The sequence below is a fragment of the Pseudomonas sp. 5P_5.1_Bac1 genome (genome assembly GCF_025466015.1).
In the GTDB taxonomy this organism is placed as follows: domain Bacteria; phylum Pseudomonadota; class Gammaproteobacteria; order Pseudomonadales; family Pseudomonadaceae; genus Aquipseudomonas.
This window is the reverse complement of sequence record NZ_JANLNX010000114.1, coordinates 1-16,108: the sequence shown is the minus strand read 5'-3', so window position 1 is coordinate 16,108 and position 16,108 is coordinate 1. Positions and strand designations below refer to the sequence as shown.

The following is a 16,108-nucleotide window of genomic DNA, read 5'->3' as shown; positions in this document are numbered from 1 at the left end:
GCATTACGCCAAACTGCGCAACGGCACGCTGACCTGGCGCGATCGCCTGCCAGTGTTGGGCCTGGGCAAGCGCCTGGCGCTGAACCTGGCCGGGCTGCTGGCGCTGGTGCTGGGCGGTAGTCGCCTGGTGTTGCCGGAATTTGCCTTGCAGGGCGCGGTGGAGTGGCTGGTCTTCGTGGCGCTGGGCGCCGTGCTGATCTCGCAGACCCTGCGCCCGCTGGAACGCTTGCGCGTTCGGGCCAACGAAGTGGCGGACAACCCGCTGAGCCAGCAGTTGTACACCGGCCGCCGCGACGAAGTGGGGCAGATCGAGTTCGCCCTGCAGATGCTCGAAGCGCAGATGGGCGCCGTGGTCGGCCGCATCGGTGACACCTCCAAGCGCCTGGCCGGGCACACCGCCGACCTCGCCAGCCATCTGCAACACAGCCACACCACCACGGTCGGCCAGCAGGGCGACGCGGACCAGGTGGCGGATGCGATCAACCGCATGGCGGCGCGGGTGGCGGAAGTGGCCAGCAGCGCGCAGCAGGCCTCCCGCGCGGCGGACCAGGCCGAAGATGAAACCCAGGTCGGCCATAACCTGGTGGATCAGAGCCGCACGACCATCCTGCAACTGGCCAACGCCCTGGCCGAAGCCACTGAAGTGGTGCACACCCTGGAGAACCACAGCGAGGAAATCTCCGGCGTGCTGGAGGTTATCCACAGCATCGCCGAGCAGACCAACCTGCTGGCGCTCAACGCCGCGATCGAAGCGGCCCGGGCTGGCGACCATGGTCGCGGGTTTGCGGTGGTCGCCGATGAAGTCCGCGGTCTGGCCCAGCGCACCGCGCAATCGACCGGGGAAATCCAGCGGATGATCAGCGTGCTGCAGAGTGGCGCCCGTGACGCGGTGGTGGCGATGCAGCAGAGCAGCGATCACGCCGGGCAGAGCGTCGAGCAGGCCCAGCACGCGACCCAGGCGCTGCACGGCATCAGCCAGCGGGTCAACCAGATCAGCGAGATGAGCATGCAGATCGCGTCGGCGGTGGAGCAGCAGAGCCTGGTCAGCGAAGACATCAACCGCAACATCATCAGCATCCGCCAGGCCAGTGAGCAGAGTGTCACTGCCGGTCAGCGCGGTCATTCCACTGCCAGTGACGTGGCCGGTCTTGCCGAAGACCTGCGTCGTCTGGCCGAAGAGTTCTGGTGCCGGCGTCAATAAGACGCCGTATCAGAACCCGATGAAACTGTAGTGCCCGGCGCTCACGCCGGTGACCCTGGCCCCTGCCGAGCCCAGCTTTCCGGCAAGGTCGCCATCCTCCACATGTAATGTCCAGGCGGCGAGAGCCGCGTCCGCATCGCTGGCCGTCTCGATCATGGCCTGGCGCAGTGCCGTCGTGTCCGGAAGATAAGCCGTGAAGCCGTTGCCCTTCAGCGCACTGGTGTCGATACCCAGGCGTTGGCAGACCAGGGCCTTGCTGCGGATGTCCTGGCGGTCGGCCTGGCGCGAACGCTCGATCAGTTCCAGCAGTTGAGGGTCCACGACGCGCTCGCGGTGGATCAGCGCGGCGCCGCTTTCCCAGGCTTCGGGCGGGCAGTCCTTGGCTTCGGGGCGCAACGGGATGTGCGGATTGATCTCCATGGGATAGATGCGGCAGACCAGCGGCCGGCGCTCGTAGATCAGGCAGCGCAGGTCGGCGTCGAGGTTGCGGCATGGCCCGGGGTTGAAGGCGGCGAAGGTGATGGCGACGAAAGCGTCGGTCGCGCCGCAGGGCACCGCGCAGGAACGACGGCGGGCGTGCTCCTGCTGCTCGACCGGCAGGCCCAGGCCGTTGTCGAGGAAGGCCTCGACCAGCACGATGACCTGGCCGCCGTCATCGACCCACTGGCGGGCTTCGCTCAGGGTCAGCGGGACGTGATGGCCGGTGCAGCACTTGCCGCAGCCTGTGCAGTTGAAATGCAGGGTGTTCGCTTCAGCGTTGCTCACGGTTTGCCAGGGGTCCATTCGGTAACGGTGGCGGTCTTGTGGCGCCGGTCATAGAGGCACAGCTCGGTGCCCTTGCGGTTGTTCATGTGTTTTTGCGGGAAGCGGCCTTGCAGGAGCAGGGCGGAGTAGCCGGTGCGGTCGTCGAATTCGGCGCTCTTGCCGAGGGCGCGGACATCCTTGAGCTGGCTGGCCTGGCTGCAGGCGCGCAGTAGTTGCTTGTCGTGTTCGGCCCAGGCCTGGTCGCTGGAGGCTTGCGCGGTGCCGGCCAGCAGGAGGGCGCTGAGAAGGGTGAGGGTCTGCGCTTTCATCGGGAAAAGGCTCCGCTGGGGCATGAAGGCTGGATTATGCATGACTGCCGATGATTCGACAGGGCGAGGCTGCCGGCCTTTGTGGGCGCTGGCTTGCCGGCGATGAGGCCGGCAATGACAGCGATGTTGTCTGGTCGGACGCTATCGCTGGCAAGCCAGCTCCCACAAGGGTTCCGGCGTTTCGGGAAGAACCGTGATCAGCGCTCGGTGAACGCCACCGTTCGCGCCGCCACGATCAGGCAGTCGGTCAGCTCCGGCGACGAGAACTTGGTCAGTACCGCGTTGGCCCCGGCCGCCTTGGCCTTTTCGCTGTTCATCGCGCTGTCGAGCGAGGTGTGCAGCAGCACATAGAGGTGCTGGAAGTCCGGCGTCTCGCGCAGGGTGCGGGTGAAGGCGAAGCCGTCCATCTCGGACATCTCGATGTCCGACACCACCACGTTGATCTCCTGGTCGGTGCCTTGCAGTTCCAGCAGCATCGCGATCGCATCCTTGGCGCTACGCGCGGTATGGCATTCCAGGCCGAGGCTGCGCAGGGTGTAGATCGACTGTTGCAGCGCAACCTGGCTGTCATCGACCACCAGTATGTTGGTCGCCGCCAGCACCGCCGCGTCTTCGCTGTTCAACTGCGTCGGGGCGTTGTCGTGGCGGCTCGGGGTGATGCCGTGGATGACCTTCTCGATATCCAGCACCTGCACCAGCGCGTCGTCGATGCGGGTCACGCCGGTAATGAACGATTTTTCCCCGGACGCATAGGGCGGCGGCCGGATGTCGGTGCTCAGGCAGTGCACGATGCGGCTCACCGCCTGGACATGCAGGCCCTGCTTGGAACGGCTGATGTCCGTGACGATCAGGCAGCCACCGTTGGGGTCGGCCAGCGGTCGCTCGCCGATGGCGCGGGACAGATCGATCACCGGCAGCGGGTTGCCGCGCAGGGTCGCCACGCCTTTGACGTGGGGATGCGCTTCGGGCAGGCGGGTCAGCGGCGGACAGGGAATGATCTCGCTGACCTTGAGCAGGTTGATCGCCATCAGCTTGCCGCTGCGCAGGGTGAACAGCAGCAGCGACAGCGAGTCCGCGCGAGCTTTTTGCGAGAACATAGTGACCTTCGTGAAAAATGGGATTCAGAGGCTTGTGCCGGGTTATCGACCCGAGCGGCCATGGCTTTAACGCATCTCGCTATCCGCGTAGACCGAGGCGACGGGCGAGGCGGGCGAGGTTGGCACGGTCCAGGCCCAGTTCGCGTGCGGCGCTGGCCCAGTTGTGTTGATGCCGTTCCAGGCACGCTTCTATCAGGTGGCGCTGGTACAGGTCCAGCGCCTGGCGCAGATCGCCGCTGACGGCGGCGTCAGGGGAGGCGTGAAACGGTGCGGGCTCGGCCGGCGCGTTGGTGACACCTGGCAGGTCGAGGTCGGCGGCGTCGAGGCTGAGAATGCGCGGGCGGTCGCGGTGTTGGCCAAGGGCCTTGAGCGCCGAGCGGCCGATCAGGTGTTCCAGTTCGCGGACATTGCCCGGCCAGTCGTAGGCCAGCAGCGCGGCCTGGGCTTCGGGGCTCAGGCGCAGGCTGTTGAGGCCCATGCGCGAGCGATTCTGCTCAAGGAAGTAACCGCTGAGCAGCAGCACATCGCGACCGCGCTCGCGCAGCGCCGGCACGGGCAGCGGGTAAACGCTCAGGCGGTGGTAGAAGTCGGCGCGGTAGCGGCCGGCGCGCACTTCCTCGGCGAGGTCGCGGTTGGTTGCGGCGATCAGGCGTACGTCCACCCGGTGCTCCTGGTCCGAACCCAGGCGCTGCAACTGGCCGCTTTGCAACACCCGCAGCAGTTTGGCCTGGACCAGCAGCGGCAGCTCGCCGACTTCATCGAGAAACAGCGTGCCGCCGTTGGCCAATTCGAACTTGCCGCGGCGCTCGCCGACCGCGCCGGTGAAGGCGCCACGGACATGGCCGAACAGCTCGCTTTCCACCAGGGTGTCGGGAAGGGCGGCGCAGTTGAGGCTGATCAGCGGTTTGTCGGCACGCGGCGAGGCCTGGTGAATGGCCTGGGCCACCAGTTCCTTGCCGACCCCGGTTTCCCCGGTGATCAGCACGGTCAGGTCGCTGCTGCCTACCAGGCGGATTTCTTCCAGCAGGCGCTTGTGCGCCTTGCTCTGGCCGATCAGTTCCTTGTCCTGCTGGCCGCTGGCCTGGCGGTAGACCTCGGCGCGCTGGTGTTCGTCCTCGGCGCGCAGGGCCAGGCGTTCGATGCGCTGGGCCACGTTGACGGTGGCCGCGGCGAGGCTGGCGAAGGCTTGCAGGGAATCCAGCTCGACCTGCTGGAAGCTTTCCGGCGACAGCGCGTCGAGGGTGATCAGGCCCCACGGCTGTTCATCGACGAACAGCGGGCAGCCCATGCAATCGTGGACTTCAAGCTGCTGGTGAAGGCCTTCGACCAGCCCGTCGTAAGGGTCGGGCAGTTCGCTGTCGCTGGCGAAGCGGGTCGGCCCGCTGCGGCTGAGCAGGGCGGCGAAACGCGGGTGCTCGCTGACCCGGAAGCGGCGCCCGAGGGTGTCAGCGCTCAATCCGTCCACCGCCAGCGGCACCAGCCACTCGCCGTCCAGGCGCAGCAGCGCGGCGGCGTCGCATGGCAGCAGCGCGCGCATGGCTTCCAGCAGGCGGCGATAGCGCTCGCCTTCCGGCAGTTCGCGGGACAGGTCGCTGACCAGGGGGAGCAGGGCGGTGAGCAGGGATTTTGCGGTCATAATGACTCCAATTGGTCTTTATGACTCTAGCAGGCTTTGTGTCATTTTGACTCTTTGGCTTTCAGGTGCCTGATTTTGCTGGGTTTTAAGGTTGGCACGAATTCTGAAATGACAAGGGCAGTGTTTAAACCAGAAGCCTAAGGCTCAGGAGTCGTTTCATGCTTAATGCCCAAGACCGTGCAATCGTCAAAGCCACAGTGCCGCTGCTGGAAAGCGGTGGCGAAGCTCTGACCACTCACTTCTACAAAATGATGCTCAGCGAGTACCCCGAAGTACGTCCGCTGTTCAACCAGGCCCACCAGTCCAGCGGCGACCAGCCACGGGCGCTGGCCAACGGCGTGCTGATGTACGCGCGACATATCGACCAACTGGAGCAGTTGGGCGGGCTGGTCGGCCAGATCATCAACAAGCATGTGGCCTTGCAGATCCTGCCTGAGCATTACCCGATCGTCGGTCGCTGCCTGTTGCGCGCCATCGAGGAAGTGCTGGGCAGCGAGATCGCCACCCCCGAAGTGCTGGCGGCCTGGGGCGCGGCGTACCAGCAACTGGCGGACATCCTGATCGGCGCCGAAGAAGGCATGTATCAGCAGAAGGAAGCGGCCGAAGGTGGCTGGCGCGGTGCGCGGGCGTTCACGCTGGTCGAGCGGGTCGAGGAGAGCGCCGAGATCGTCTCCTTCTACTTCGCGCCGGTCGACGGCAAGCCGGTGCTGGTGGCCGAGCCGGGGCAATACATCGGCCTGCAACTGTTCATCGGCGGTGCGGAGCAGCGCCGCAACTATTCCCTGTCGAGCCTCGGTGACGGCCGTCTGTACCGCATCAGCGTCAAGCGCGAGGCGGGCGGCAAGGTGTCCAATTACCTGCATGACCAACTGAAAGTGGGTGACAGCATCAACCTGTTCCCGCCGGCGGGCGATTTCGTCCTGGCCGCCAGCGACAAGCCGCTGGTGCTGATCAGCGGCGGCGTCGGCATCACCCCGACCCTGGCGATGCTGGACGCGGCGCTGGACAGCGGTCGGCTGGTGCATTTCATCCATTGCGCCCGCAACGGCGCGGTGCATGCCTTCCGTGAACACGTTGATGCGCTGGCGGCGCGGCATCCGCAGCTCAAGCGTTTCTATTGCTATGACGAGGATGACGGCGTGAGCCTGCCGGGGGATGCCCTGGGTTACCTGAGCCAGGAGCAACTGGCCGGCTGGTTGCCGCTGGAGCGGGATGTGGATGCCTACTTCCTCGGGCCCAAGCCGTTCATGGCAGCGGTGAAGCGCCAGTTGAAGGCTGCGGGCGTGCCGGAAGGGCAGAGCCGGTATGAGTTCTTCGGGCCGGCTGCGGCGCTGGAATAAGCCCAATCGCGACGGCTCGGCGCAATGCTGAGTCGTCGCGGTGCTTTTTCATTAATCCTCCTTTAATCAGCCTCCTCTTCACTCCTTCCTGCGCCTGCCTTTTCACACGGACTTCACCTTTGATCCGCGGTCTGCATGTAGACTTTCGGCCGGCGCGCCGTCATCTTGTGCGCCCCGCGGCTTTCAGCGAGGCCGAGTCGAACCACCTAGTGAAGGGAATGGCAATGAACGAGCAAACGCAGCGTCTCAATCGCGAGAGGCGCTTCCTGGTGCTGTTGGGTGTGATCTGTCTGGCGCTGATCGGCGGTGCCTTGTACATGCAGATCGTTCTTGGCGAGGCGCCTTGCCCGTTGTGCATCCTGCAGCGCTACGCGCTGTTGCTGATCGCCCTGTTCGCCTTCATCGGCGCGGCCATGCCCGGCAAGCGCAGCCTGACCGTCTTCGAGGGGCTGGTGGTGCTCAGTGCGCTGGGCGGTGTCGCCGCCGCCGGCAACCATGTCTATATCCTCGCCAACCCGGCGGTCAGTTGCGGCATCGATACCCTGCAACCGATCGTCGACGGACTGCCGCTGGCCTCGGTATTGCCGCTGGTGTTCCAGGTGGACGGCTTCTGCTCTACGCCATACCCACCTGTATTGGGACTTTCCCTTGCGCAGTGGGCGCTTATGGCGTTCATCCTGACCGTGGTTCTGGTGCCGTTGGGCATCATCCGCAACCGTCGTCAGCGTTAGACAAAAGTCATGTTTTGACGCAAGCCTCTTGTTGAAGGAAGTTTCCCTCAGGCTGCGCACCCTGGTTGATCTGCGTCAATGTCAAACCCTTGTGGTACGGGCGTTTCAGGACTATTGAGCAGGGTGCGACAAACTGTCGCGAAACTGATTTATCGGGCCGGATTATTACACTTCTTGTAAAAGACTGTTGCTCAATAAGTCATAGTCAATGGTTGGTTACCTATCTACAATCGCCCCCAATTTCCGTTCGGCACTGCTTGCAAGTCGCATTAACAAAGGCTCCCAGGGCTTTTTCGCTGACTTCGACGAGCGCCGCCCGCGGTGATGCAGGGCTGACTCCTCTCCGTGATTTTCCGCACCAAATGGACTTGGTCTGAGATACAGGCCTGTTGCCCACGAAGTCAGAATAATAACCACGCACCACCCAGGTTCATGCCGAGCAGCGCCGCTTCTCAAGGTATGTCCCTATTCGCCCGTAAATGCTGACACTAGGCAGGACGAAGTGTTGGCGACCAAAACACAAATTGCATTGAAGCAAGCTGATCTAGAGGTCGTGAGATGAGTAAAAAGCGTTACCCCAGACTGTTTGGCATTCTGCCCTTTTTAGGCATGCTTTTACTCAGTGGGTGCAACTGGACCCTGCTCGACCCGAAGGGTCAGGTTGGCATTGAGCAAAAGAACCTTATCCTCATCGCCTTCGGCCTGATGCTGCTGGTGGTGGTCCCGGTCATTTTCATGACCCTGGCCTTCGCCTGGAAGTATCGCGCCTCGAACAAGGCTGCCAAATACACTCCGGACTGGTCGCACTCGACCAAGATCGAAGTCGCTATCTGGACCATCCCGGTACTAATCATCGTCGCCCTGGGCGTCGTGACCTACAAGACCACCCATGAGCTGGACCCGTATCGTCCGCTGGTTTCCGACGTGAAGCCGGTGCAGATCGATGTGGTCGCCCTGGACTGGAAATGGCTGTTCATCTACCCGGAACAAGGCATTGCCACGGTCAACAAGATCGTCTTCCCGGCCAACACCCCGGTCAACTTCCGCGTGACCTCTGATTCGGTGATGAACTCGTTCTTCATCCCGGGCCTGGGCGGCCAGATCTACGCGATGGCCGGCATGACCACCAAGCTGCACTTGATCGCCAACGAAAACGGTGTGTTCGACGGTATCTCGGCGAACTACAGCGGTGCCGGCTTCACCGGTATGAAATTCAAGGCAGTCGCCACCTCCCAGGCCGATTTCGAGGCATGGGTGAACGAAGTCAAGCAATCGCCAAAACAGCTGGACAAGGCTGAATACGAGTCCTTGGCCAAAGCTAGCGAAAACAACCCGGTAGCGCTGTACAGCGTGGCACCGGCCGAGCAGTTCCAGACCATCGTCGACAAGTACGAAGGCATGAACCGCGGCAAGCCGGTAGTACACGAGAAGGCCGAGCACAAGCAGGCAGCGGCCGCTACCGAGGGTATGGACGTGAGTATGCATTCAGCTGCTGGGGCAGAGGAGTAAGAGATGTTCGGTAAATTAAGTCTGGACGCGGTCCCGTACCACGAGCCGATAGTCATGGTGACGCTCGCCATGATTGCGCTCGGCGGTATCGCGTTGTTCGCGCTAATCACCTACTACAAGAAGTGGACCTACTTGTGGACCGAGTGGCTGACCTCGGTCGACCACAAGAAGATCGGCGTGATGTACATCATCGTCGCGATGCTCATGCTGATCCGCGGCTTCGCCGACGCCATCATGATGCGTACCCAGCTTGCCGCGGCTACCGGCGGCGCTGAGGGCTACCTGCCTCCAGAGCACTATGACCAGATCTTCACCGCTCACGGTGTGATCATGATCATCTTCATGGCGATGCCATTCTTCACCGGCCTGATGAACCTCGCGGTTCCTCTGCAGATCGGTGCACGTGACGTTGCCTTCCCGTTCCTCAACTCCCTGAGCTTCTGGCTGCTGGTGTCCGGCGTTGCGCTGGTCAACATCTCCCTGGGCGTCGGCGAGTTCGCCAAGACCGGTTGGGTAGCCTATCCGCCGCTTGCGGGAATCCAGTACAGCCCTGGTGTCGGGGTTGACTACTACATCTGGGCGCTACAGCTATCGGGGCTGGGTACAACGCTTACGGGCGTGAACTTCCTGGCAACCGTGCTGAAAATGCGCGCGCCTGGCATGAAGCTGATGGACATGCCGATCTTCACCTGGACCTGCACCTGGGCCAACGTTCTGATCGTCGCTTCGTTCCCGATCCTGACTGCTGCACTGGCTCTGCTGACGGTTGACCGTTATCTGGACTTCCACATTTTCACCAACGAGCTTGGTGGGAATCCGATGATGTACGTCAACCTGTTCTGGGCCTGGGGTCACCCTGAGGTTTACATCCTGATCCTGCCGGCCTTCGGTGTGTTCTCGGAAGTCACCTCGACCTTCACCGGCAAACGCCTGTTTGGTCACCACTCGATGATCTATGCATCGGGCGCGATCGCGGTACTCGGCTTTGCGGTATGGCTGCACCACTTCTTCACCATGGGTTCTGGCGCGAGCGTCAACACCTTCTTCGGTCTGGCAACGATGCTGATTTCGATCCCGACCGGGGTAAAACTGTTCAACTGGCTGTTCACGATCTACCAGGGCCGTCTGCGCTTCACCGCGCCGGTTCTGTGGACCCTCGGCTTCATGGTCACCTTCTCCATCGGTGGCATGACCGGCGTTCTGCTGGCGGTACCGGGCGCTGACTTCGTGCTGCACAACAGCCTGTTCGTGATCGCTCACTTCCACAACGTGATCATCGGTGGTGCGGTGTTCGGCTACATCGCCGGCTTCGCCTTCTGGTTCCCGAAAGCCTTCGGTTTCACCCTGAACGAGAAGTGGGGCAAAGCTGCCTTCTGGTTCTGGATCTCCGGTTTCTACGTGGCCTTCATGCCGCTGTACGCACTGGGCTTCATGGGTATGACCCGTCGTCTGAACAGCTCGGACAACCCTGCCTGGGAACCGTACCTGTACGTTGCCGTGGTCGGCGCCGTGCTGATCCTGTTCGGTATCGCTTGCCAGCTGATCCAGCTGTACGTGTCGATCCGCGATCGCAACGAAAACCTGGACGTGACCGGCGACCCATGGGGCGGCCGTACCCTGGAATGGTCGACTTCGTCGCCACCACCGTTCTACAACTTCGCCACCATGCCTGAGAAAGTGGGCCTGGACGCCTGGCACGAAGCCAAGGAAGCCGGTGTTGCGTACAAGGTCCCGGCCAAGTACGAAGCGATCCACATGCCGAACAACACCTCTACCGGTGTGTTCATGGGCCTGTTCCTGACCATCTTCGGTTTCGCCTTCATCTGGCACATCTGGTGGCTGGTGGGTGTGAGCCTGTTCGCTACCGTTGCAGTCTTCGTTCGCCACGCAGCGCGTGACGACCAGGGCTACATGGTTCCTGCCGAGGAAGTGGCGCGCATCGAAGGTGAGCGCATGAAGACCCTGGGTCTGGCCACCGGCGCGCCTGCTGGCGCACGTGTTGAATCGTTCGAGCGGGTTTAATCAATGTCCAGTCAAGTAATCAACGCAGGTGCTCATGGTCACGACCATGGGCACGACGATCACCACCATGACTCAGGCCAGATGACCGTATTCGGTTTCTGGCTGTACCTGATGACCGACTGCATCCTGTTTGCGTCGATCTTCGCTACCTACGCGGTGCTGTCCGGCAACTTTGCCGGCGGCCCGTCGGGTCATGACATCTTCGAACTGAACTACGTACTGGGTGAGACGGCGCTGCTGCTGTTCTCCAGTATCACCTTCGGCTTCGCGATGCTGCAGATGTACAAAGGCAACAAGAGCGGCGTACTGGGCTGGCTGGCCGTTACCTGGCTGCTGGGCGCCGGCTTCATCGGCATGGAAATCAACGAGTTCCATCTGCTGATCAGCGAAGGCTTCGGCCCATCGCGCAGCGGCTTCCTGTCGGGCTTCTTCGCCCTGGTCGGTACCCACGGTCTGCACGTGACCGCCGGTCTGATCTGGATGGCAATCCTGATGTACCAGATCAACAAGCACGGCATCACCAACACCAGCAAGACCCGCATGAGCTGCCTGAGCCTGTTCTGGCACTTCCTGGACGTGGTCTGGATCTGCGTGTTCACCGTCGTGTACCTGATGGGAGTTCTGTAAATGGCTAACGCACACAACAGCAGCCACGGCCACGACGAAGCCAACCACGGCAGCGTCAAGTCCTACGCCATCGGCTTCATCCTGTCGGTGATCCTGACGGTCATTCCATTCGGCCTGGTGATGTACCCAACCCTGCCGAAAGACATGACCCTGCTGATCATCGTTGCGTTCGCAGTGATCCAGATCGTGGTGCACCTGTACTACTTCCTGCACCTGGATGGCTCGCAAGCAGCACGCTCCAGCGTCACGTCGTTCCTGTTCACGGCGCTGGTCATCGCGCTGTTGGTCGGCCTGTCGCTGTGGATCATGTTCAGCATCCACTCAAGCATGATGGCGAAGTGAGGTAAGGCGGCATGTCCCTCAAGCACTTTATCCAGATCACCAAACCGGGAATCATTTTCGGTAACGTGTTGTCGGTAGCGGGCGGATTCTTCCTCGCTGCACAAGGGCATGTCGACTTCATGCTGTTCCTCGCCACGGTGATTGGCACTTCGCTGGTCGTCGCATCCGGTTGTGTTTTCAACAACTGGATCGACCGCGACATCGATATCAAGATGGAGCGCACCAAGAACCGTGCGATGGTTCAGGGGCTGATTTCGTCGAAAGTTGCATTGGTCTACGCCACCCTGCTCGGGGTGGCCGGCCTCGGCCTGCTGTATGTGCAGGCCAATGCACTGGCGGCGCTGTTCGGCCTGATTGGCTTCATCATCTACGTGGGTTTCTACAGCCTGTACCTGAAGCGTAAATCGGTGCACGGCACCCTGGTTGGCAGCCTGTCCGGTGCCATGCCTCCGGTGATCGGCTATTGCGCCGTGAGCGGTACCTTCGACCTGGCTGCATTGACCCTGTTGGTGATGTTCAGCCTGTGGCAGATGCCGCACTCCTACGCGATCGCGATCTTCCGCTTCAACGACTACCTGGCTGCTTCGATTCCGGTTCTGCCGGTCAAGCGCGGCATCCTGGTGGCCAAGAAGCACATCCTCTGGTACATCGTGGCCTTCCTTGCGGCGACCCTGATGCTGACCTTTGGTGGCTACGCCGGCATGAGCTATCTGGCGGTGGCCGCGGCCATGGGCATGTACTGGTTGTACATGGCCTGGACCGGTTACAAGGCCAAGGATGATCGTCTGTGGGCACGCAAGTTGTTCGTGTTCTCCATCTTCACCATCACCGCCCTGAGCGTGATGATGTCGCTGGACACCAAGGTGCCCGCCGAGCTGTTGCTGACCTACGCGCACTGAGTGCGAGAGGTTTGACGAGAACGCCCCGGACCGAAAGGTTCGGGGCGTTTTTGTTTGTGGCCTTGGAGCCTGGCCACAGAAATAAATCTTTACAGCCTTCCCCGTCAGCCACTATCTTCCAGATCGGCCACCGCAGTGGCCAACGTCGCTCGGACGGTTCCGGGCGCTTACGTCTTCGAGGAAGTCATGGCCGACCAAGGTTCGCCGCGCCGCTTTGCGCGCATAGATCGTCTCCCCCCCTACGTCTTCAACATCACCGCCGAACTCAAGATGGCTGCGCGCCGTCGTGGCGAGGACATCATCGACCTGAGCATGGGCAACCCCGACGGGGCTACGCCGCCGCACATCGTCGAGAAACTGGTGCAGGTCGCCCAGCGCGAAGATACCCACGGCTACTCCACCTCTCGCGGCATTCCGCGCCTGCGCCGGGCCATTTCGCGCTGGTACAAGGACCGTTACGAGGTCGAGATCGACCCGGAAAGCGAAGCCATCGTCACCATCGGCTCCAAGGAAGGCCTGGCACACCTGATGCTGGCAACCCTGGATCATGGCGACACCGTCCTGGTGCCCAACCCCAGCTATCCGATCCACATCTATGGCGCAGTCATCGCCGGCGCCCAGGTGCGTTCGGTGCCGCTGGTGCCGGGCGTGGACTTCTTCAATGAGCTGGAACGGGCCATTCGCGAGTCGATCCCAAAGCCGAAGATGATGATCCTCGGTTTCCCGTCGAACCCGACCGCGCAGTGCGTCGAGCTGGACTTCTTCGAGCGCGTCGTGGCCCTGGCCAAACAGTACGACGTGCTGGTGATCCACGACCTGGCCTACGCCGACATCGTCTACGACGGCTGGAAAGCCCCGTCGATCATGCAGGTGCCGGGCGCCAAGGACATCGCGGTGGAGTTCTTCACCCTGTCCAAGAGCTACAACATGGCTGGCTGGCGGATCGGCTTCATGGTCGGTAACCCGGAGCTGGTCAGCGCCCTGGCGCGGATCAAGAGCTACCACGACTACGGCACCTTTACGCCGCTGCAGGTCGCGGCTATCGCGGCACTGGAAGGTGACCAGCAACCGGTGCTCGACATCGCGGAGCAATACCGCCAGCGCCGCAACGTGCTGGTCAAGGGCCTGCACGAGATGGGCTGGATGGTCGAGAACCCCAAGGCGTCGATGTACGTCTGGGCGAAGATCCCGGAGCAATACGCCCACCTTGGTTCGCTGGAGTTCTCCAAGAAGCTGCTGGCCGAGGCCAAGGTCTGCGTATCGCCGGGCATCGGCTTTGGTGACTACGGTGACGACCATGTGCGGTTCGCCCTGATCGAGAACCAGGACCGTATCCGCCAGGCAGTTCGCGGCATCCGCCAGATGTTCCGCGCTGATGGCATCGAGCCGCCGAAGGCCGGCAAACCCGTGCGCGTCTAGTTGATCGAGCGACGCCCCGCTGATGCCACAAGGCGTTGGCGGGGCGTTTTCATTTCCGCCGGTCGGCTGCCGGTTTTTCTTTTTTTGCCCCCCTTCTCAAGCGCTTGCCGTTGCATAGAATGGTCGCCGGGATCCTCCCCAATAACGACAATTCTTCCCCCCCCCCCCTCCTATCATGTCCAAGACCAGTCCTTGTATGAGTTGTGGCGCCTGCTGCGCGCATTTTCGTGTGTCTTTTTTCTGGGGTGAGTGCGCCTCGGCGGGTGGTTGCGTGCCAGATGATGTGGTGGTGCAGATCAGCCCCAGCCGGGTGGCGATGATCGGCACCGACGCCAGGCCGGTGCGCTGTATTTCCCTGACGGGGGAGGTGGGCAAGGAGGTGAGCTGCGGCATGTACGCGCAACGCTCCAGCACCTGCCGGGAGTTCGAGGCGTCGTGGGAAAACGGCGAGCACAACCCGAGCTGCGACGATGCTCGCGCCGCCTATGGCCTGCCGCCGTTGCAGCCTTATGACATGGGTTCGAGCGCGGCGTGAATGAGCCCGCAACCAATGGCATTACGGGGTAATGCATGGCTATCTGCGGCGAATGTGCTGGTAAGTGCGCAAAGTTATTTAGGTAAGATTTTTCCTACCTAAATGATGGCTTTTTGCTGTAAAACACCCCCATCCGGATTTTTACATTGCCAAGGTCAGGCCATTCGATTGAATAGCCGCAGTAAGTCGCGCCTATTTCGTCGACGCCTGCGTTCTCGAGGATGAATCGCCTGATCCACATCAGGAGTTTTGTGTGGACAGTCGATCAGCCCCAGCCATTCGCGTGCGCCGTAGTCCCTTGTCGTTATCCATCAGCCTGGCGGCTCTGGGGCTGCTGGCCAGCCTCAGCAGCGCGGACGTGCTCGCCGCCTGCACGCCGGGCGTGCCCACCGATGGCGTCACGTTGACCTGTGCCGGGACGGACCAGCAGAACTTCGCCAGTTCTGCCAGCAACCTGACGGTCAACGTCATCGGCAGCGCCATTGTCAGTTCCGACGGTAGCGGCGACCCGGTGCTCCAGCTCACCGGCAGCAACAACATCGTCGTCAACAGCGGCCAGATCTACCCGTCCTACAGCGGGCAACAGAGCCTGCCGACCACCGGTCTGAAAGTCGGCAACAGCAGCACGCAGAACATCACCATCTCCAATAACCCCACCGGCTCGATTTCCGGCACCGGTGCCAACCCTGGCGCCTCCATCGTCGACCTCAAGGGCATGGCCCTGGATGTGGAGGCTGGTGCTGGCGGCAGGGTGACCATCGTCAACCACGGCACCATTTTCACCAACGTGATCGTCGGGGGGGCGCTGGAAGTGGCCAACATGCCGACCGTGGCGGTCTACGGCGGTGCCCAGGTCGAGATGTTCAACACCAATACGGCTTATGGCCGGATTGCTTTCCAGGCCTCGGCCGAGGGCAACACCTTCACTAACAGCGGCTCATTGGGGGGCAGCCTGTCCATGGGGGCCGGGGGCGGTAACAACCGTTTCAACGCGATCACCGGCTCGGGAGTGCAGGCATCGGGTGTGTCCGGCGCCAGTAGCGTGACCGTCGCTTCTAACCCGAACCTGGTGTTCCTCGCCCCCGGAATCGTCGATGGCGGTGCCGGCGGCTCCAACACCCTGGCGCTGCAGAACGCTATCGGCGGTGGCTCTGGAAGCGGGGGCAGCGGCACCATCTTTGCGGCGAACTTCCTCAACTTCAGCAACCTGTTGGTGCAAAGCGGTAGCTGGACCGTGAGCGGCGCGTTGCTGACCGGCGCCACCACCAGTACCAGACTGAGCGGAGGGGCGCTGTGGGTGAACAACAGCGGGGTGTTTGGTACCGGCATCGTCAACGCCAACGGCGCGACGCTTTCGTCCTTCGCGGCCTCCACGCTGATCCTGGCCAATGACATCAACCTGGAAGTGAACGCCCTCTCGGGCATCAACGGTCTGACGGTGAGCGGCAGCAATAACATCACCCTCAGCGGGGTGATCTCGGGCGACGGTACCTCCCCCCTGACCAAGACCGGCACGGGTGTCCTGCGCCTGGACGGCACCAATACCTACAGCGGTGGCACCGCCCTCAATGGCGGCTCGCTCATCATCGGCAGCAGCCAGGCCCTGGGCACCGGCGCCGTCAACGCCGCGACCGGCACCCGGATCGACTCCGGCGCCACCGCGACCCTGAGCAACAC

At 62.3% G+C, this 16,108-nt stretch carries 14 protein-coding genes and 1 pseudogene; 11 read left to right on the top strand and 4 right to left on the bottom strand.

The window, feature by feature from the left end:
* Positions 1-205: 205 nt before the first annotated feature.
* Positions 206-1,201: pseudogene (locus NTD82_RS29500) on the top strand (methyl-accepting chemotaxis protein); the annotation flags it as partial.
* A 9-nt stretch (positions 1,202-1,210) separates the two neighbouring features.
* On the opposite strand, the gene NTD82_RS26360 reads toward NTD82_RS29500, so the two are convergent.
* The 4 genes from NTD82_RS26360 to norR all read right to left on the bottom strand — a co-directional run bounded on the left by NTD82_RS26360 (position 1,211) and on the right by norR (position 5,007).
* Positions 1,211-1,984 (bottom strand): YkgJ family cysteine cluster protein, encoded by a 774-nt coding sequence (locus tag NTD82_RS26360; RefSeq protein WP_262130863.1) that lies wholly within the window; start codon positions 1,982-1,984, stop codon positions 1,211-1,213.
* Positions 1,963-2,274 carry a hypothetical protein gene (locus NTD82_RS26355; RefSeq protein ID WP_262130862.1) on the bottom strand — a complete coding sequence of 104 codons (312 nt, stop codon included), beginning with the start codon at positions 2,272-2,274 and terminating at the stop codon, positions 1,963-1,965. Before NTD82_RS26355 ends, NTD82_RS26360 begins: the two co-directional genes overlap by 22 nt.
* 197 nt (positions 2,275-2,471) lie before the next feature.
* Positions 2,472-3,371 (bottom strand): chemotaxis protein, encoded by a 900-nt coding sequence (locus NTD82_RS26350; protein ID WP_262130861.1) that lies wholly within the window; start codon positions 3,369-3,371, stop codon positions 2,472-2,474.
* A gap of 79 nt (positions 3,372-3,450) precedes the next feature.
* Positions 3,451-5,007 (bottom strand): nitric oxide reductase transcriptional regulator NorR, encoded by a 1,557-nt coding sequence (gene norR / locus NTD82_RS26345; protein ID WP_262130860.1) that lies wholly within the window; start codon positions 5,005-5,007, stop codon positions 3,451-3,453.
* A 158-nt stretch (positions 5,008-5,165) separates the two neighbouring features.
* On the opposite strand from norR, the gene hmpA reads away from it, so the two are divergent.
* The 10 genes from hmpA to NTD82_RS26295 form a co-directional block, all read left to right on the top strand.
* Complete coding sequence (gene hmpA / locus NTD82_RS26340; protein WP_262130859.1) at positions 5,166-6,347, top strand: NO-inducible flavohemoprotein; 1,182 nt, start codon at positions 5,166-5,168, stop codon at positions 6,345-6,347.
* A gap of 224 nt (positions 6,348-6,571) precedes the next feature.
* Positions 6,572-7,078 carry a disulfide bond formation protein B gene (locus tag NTD82_RS26335; RefSeq protein WP_095158549.1) on the top strand — a complete coding sequence of 169 codons (507 nt, stop codon included), beginning with the start codon at positions 6,572-6,574 and terminating at the stop codon, positions 7,076-7,078.
* Between the two features lie 558 nt (positions 7,079-7,636).
* Positions 7,637-8,587 carry a ubiquinol oxidase subunit II gene (gene cyoA, locus NTD82_RS26330; RefSeq protein ID WP_095158548.1) on the top strand — a complete coding sequence of 317 codons (951 nt, stop codon included), beginning with the start codon at positions 7,637-7,639 and terminating at the stop codon, positions 8,585-8,587.
* Between the two features lie 3 nt (positions 8,588-8,590).
* Complete coding sequence (gene cyoB, locus NTD82_RS26325) at positions 8,591-10,609, top strand: cytochrome o ubiquinol oxidase subunit I (RefSeq protein ID WP_095158547.1); 2,019 nt, start codon at positions 8,591-8,593, stop codon at positions 10,607-10,609.
* Between the two features lie 3 nt (positions 10,610-10,612).
* Positions 10,613-11,236, top strand: coding sequence for a cytochrome o ubiquinol oxidase subunit III (gene cyoC, locus NTD82_RS26320; RefSeq protein ID WP_095158546.1), 624 nt, complete (start codon positions 10,613-10,615; stop codon positions 11,234-11,236).
* On the top strand, positions 11,237-11,578 hold the full coding sequence (gene cyoD / locus NTD82_RS26315; RefSeq protein ID WP_095158545.1) for a cytochrome o ubiquinol oxidase subunit IV: 342 nt from the start codon (positions 11,237-11,239) through the stop codon (positions 11,576-11,578).
* Positions 11,579-11,589: 11 nt separating this feature from the next.
* Positions 11,590-12,477, top strand: a complete 888-nt coding sequence (gene cyoE, locus NTD82_RS26310; protein ID WP_095158544.1) for a heme o synthase — start codon at positions 11,590-11,592, stop codon at positions 12,475-12,477.
* 186 nt (positions 12,478-12,663) lie between these two features.
* Positions 12,664-13,896 carry an alanine transaminase gene (gene alaC / locus NTD82_RS26305; RefSeq protein ID WP_262130858.1) on the top strand — a complete coding sequence of 411 codons (1,233 nt, stop codon included), beginning with the start codon at positions 12,664-12,666 and terminating at the stop codon, positions 13,894-13,896.
* Between the two features lie 175 nt (positions 13,897-14,071).
* On the top strand, positions 14,072-14,431 hold the full coding sequence (locus tag NTD82_RS26300) for a YkgJ family cysteine cluster protein (protein WP_262130857.1): 360 nt from the start codon (positions 14,072-14,074) through the stop codon (positions 14,429-14,431).
* A 253-nt stretch (positions 14,432-14,684) separates the two neighbouring features.
* Positions 14,685-16,108 (top strand): autotransporter-associated beta strand repeat-containing protein (locus tag NTD82_RS26295; RefSeq protein ID WP_262130856.1); only part of this gene is annotated, 1,424 nt, incomplete at its 3' end.

What these genes read in the sequence shown, in the direction of transcription:
- cyoE (WP_095158544.1), top strand. Translation starts at nt 11,590, where the DNA reads ATGTCCCTCAAGCACTTTATCCAGATCACCAAACCGGGAATCATTTTC.
- NTD82_RS26335 (WP_095158549.1), top strand. Translation starts at nt 6,572, where the DNA reads ATGAACGAGCAAACGCAGCGTCTCAATCGCGAGAGGCGCTTCCTGGTG.
- norR (WP_262130860.1), bottom strand. Translation starts at nt 5,007, where the DNA reads ATGACCGCAAAATCCCTGCTCACCGCCCTGCTCCCCCTGGTCAGCGAC.
- cyoB (WP_095158547.1), top strand. Translation starts at nt 8,591, where the DNA reads ATGTTCGGTAAATTAAGTCTGGACGCGGTCCCGTACCACGAGCCGATA.
- cyoA (WP_095158548.1), top strand. Translation starts at nt 7,637, where the DNA reads ATGAGTAAAAAGCGTTACCCCAGACTGTTTGGCATTCTGCCCTTTTTA.
- NTD82_RS26350 (WP_262130861.1), bottom strand. Translation starts at nt 3,371, where the DNA reads ATGTTCTCGCAAAAAGCTCGCGCGGACTCGCTGTCGCTGCTGCTGTTC.
- NTD82_RS26300 (WP_262130857.1), top strand. Translation starts at nt 14,072, where the DNA reads ATGTCCAAGACCAGTCCTTGTATGAGTTGTGGCGCCTGCTGCGCGCAT.
- alaC (WP_262130858.1), top strand. Translation starts at nt 12,664, where the DNA reads ATGGCCGACCAAGGTTCGCCGCGCCGCTTTGCGCGCATAGATCGTCTC.
- NTD82_RS26355 (WP_262130862.1), bottom strand. Translation starts at nt 2,274, where the DNA reads ATGAAAGCGCAGACCCTCACCCTTCTCAGCGCCCTCCTGCTGGCCGGC.
- cyoD (WP_095158545.1), top strand. Translation starts at nt 11,237, where the DNA reads ATGGCTAACGCACACAACAGCAGCCACGGCCACGACGAAGCCAACCAC.
- hmpA (WP_262130859.1), top strand. Translation starts at nt 5,166, where the DNA reads ATGCTTAATGCCCAAGACCGTGCAATCGTCAAAGCCACAGTGCCGCTG.
- cyoC (WP_095158546.1), top strand. Translation starts at nt 10,613, where the DNA reads ATGTCCAGTCAAGTAATCAACGCAGGTGCTCATGGTCACGACCATGGG.
- NTD82_RS26360 (WP_262130863.1), bottom strand. Translation starts at nt 1,984, where the DNA reads ATGGACCCCTGGCAAACCGTGAGCAACGCTGAAGCGAACACCCTGCAT.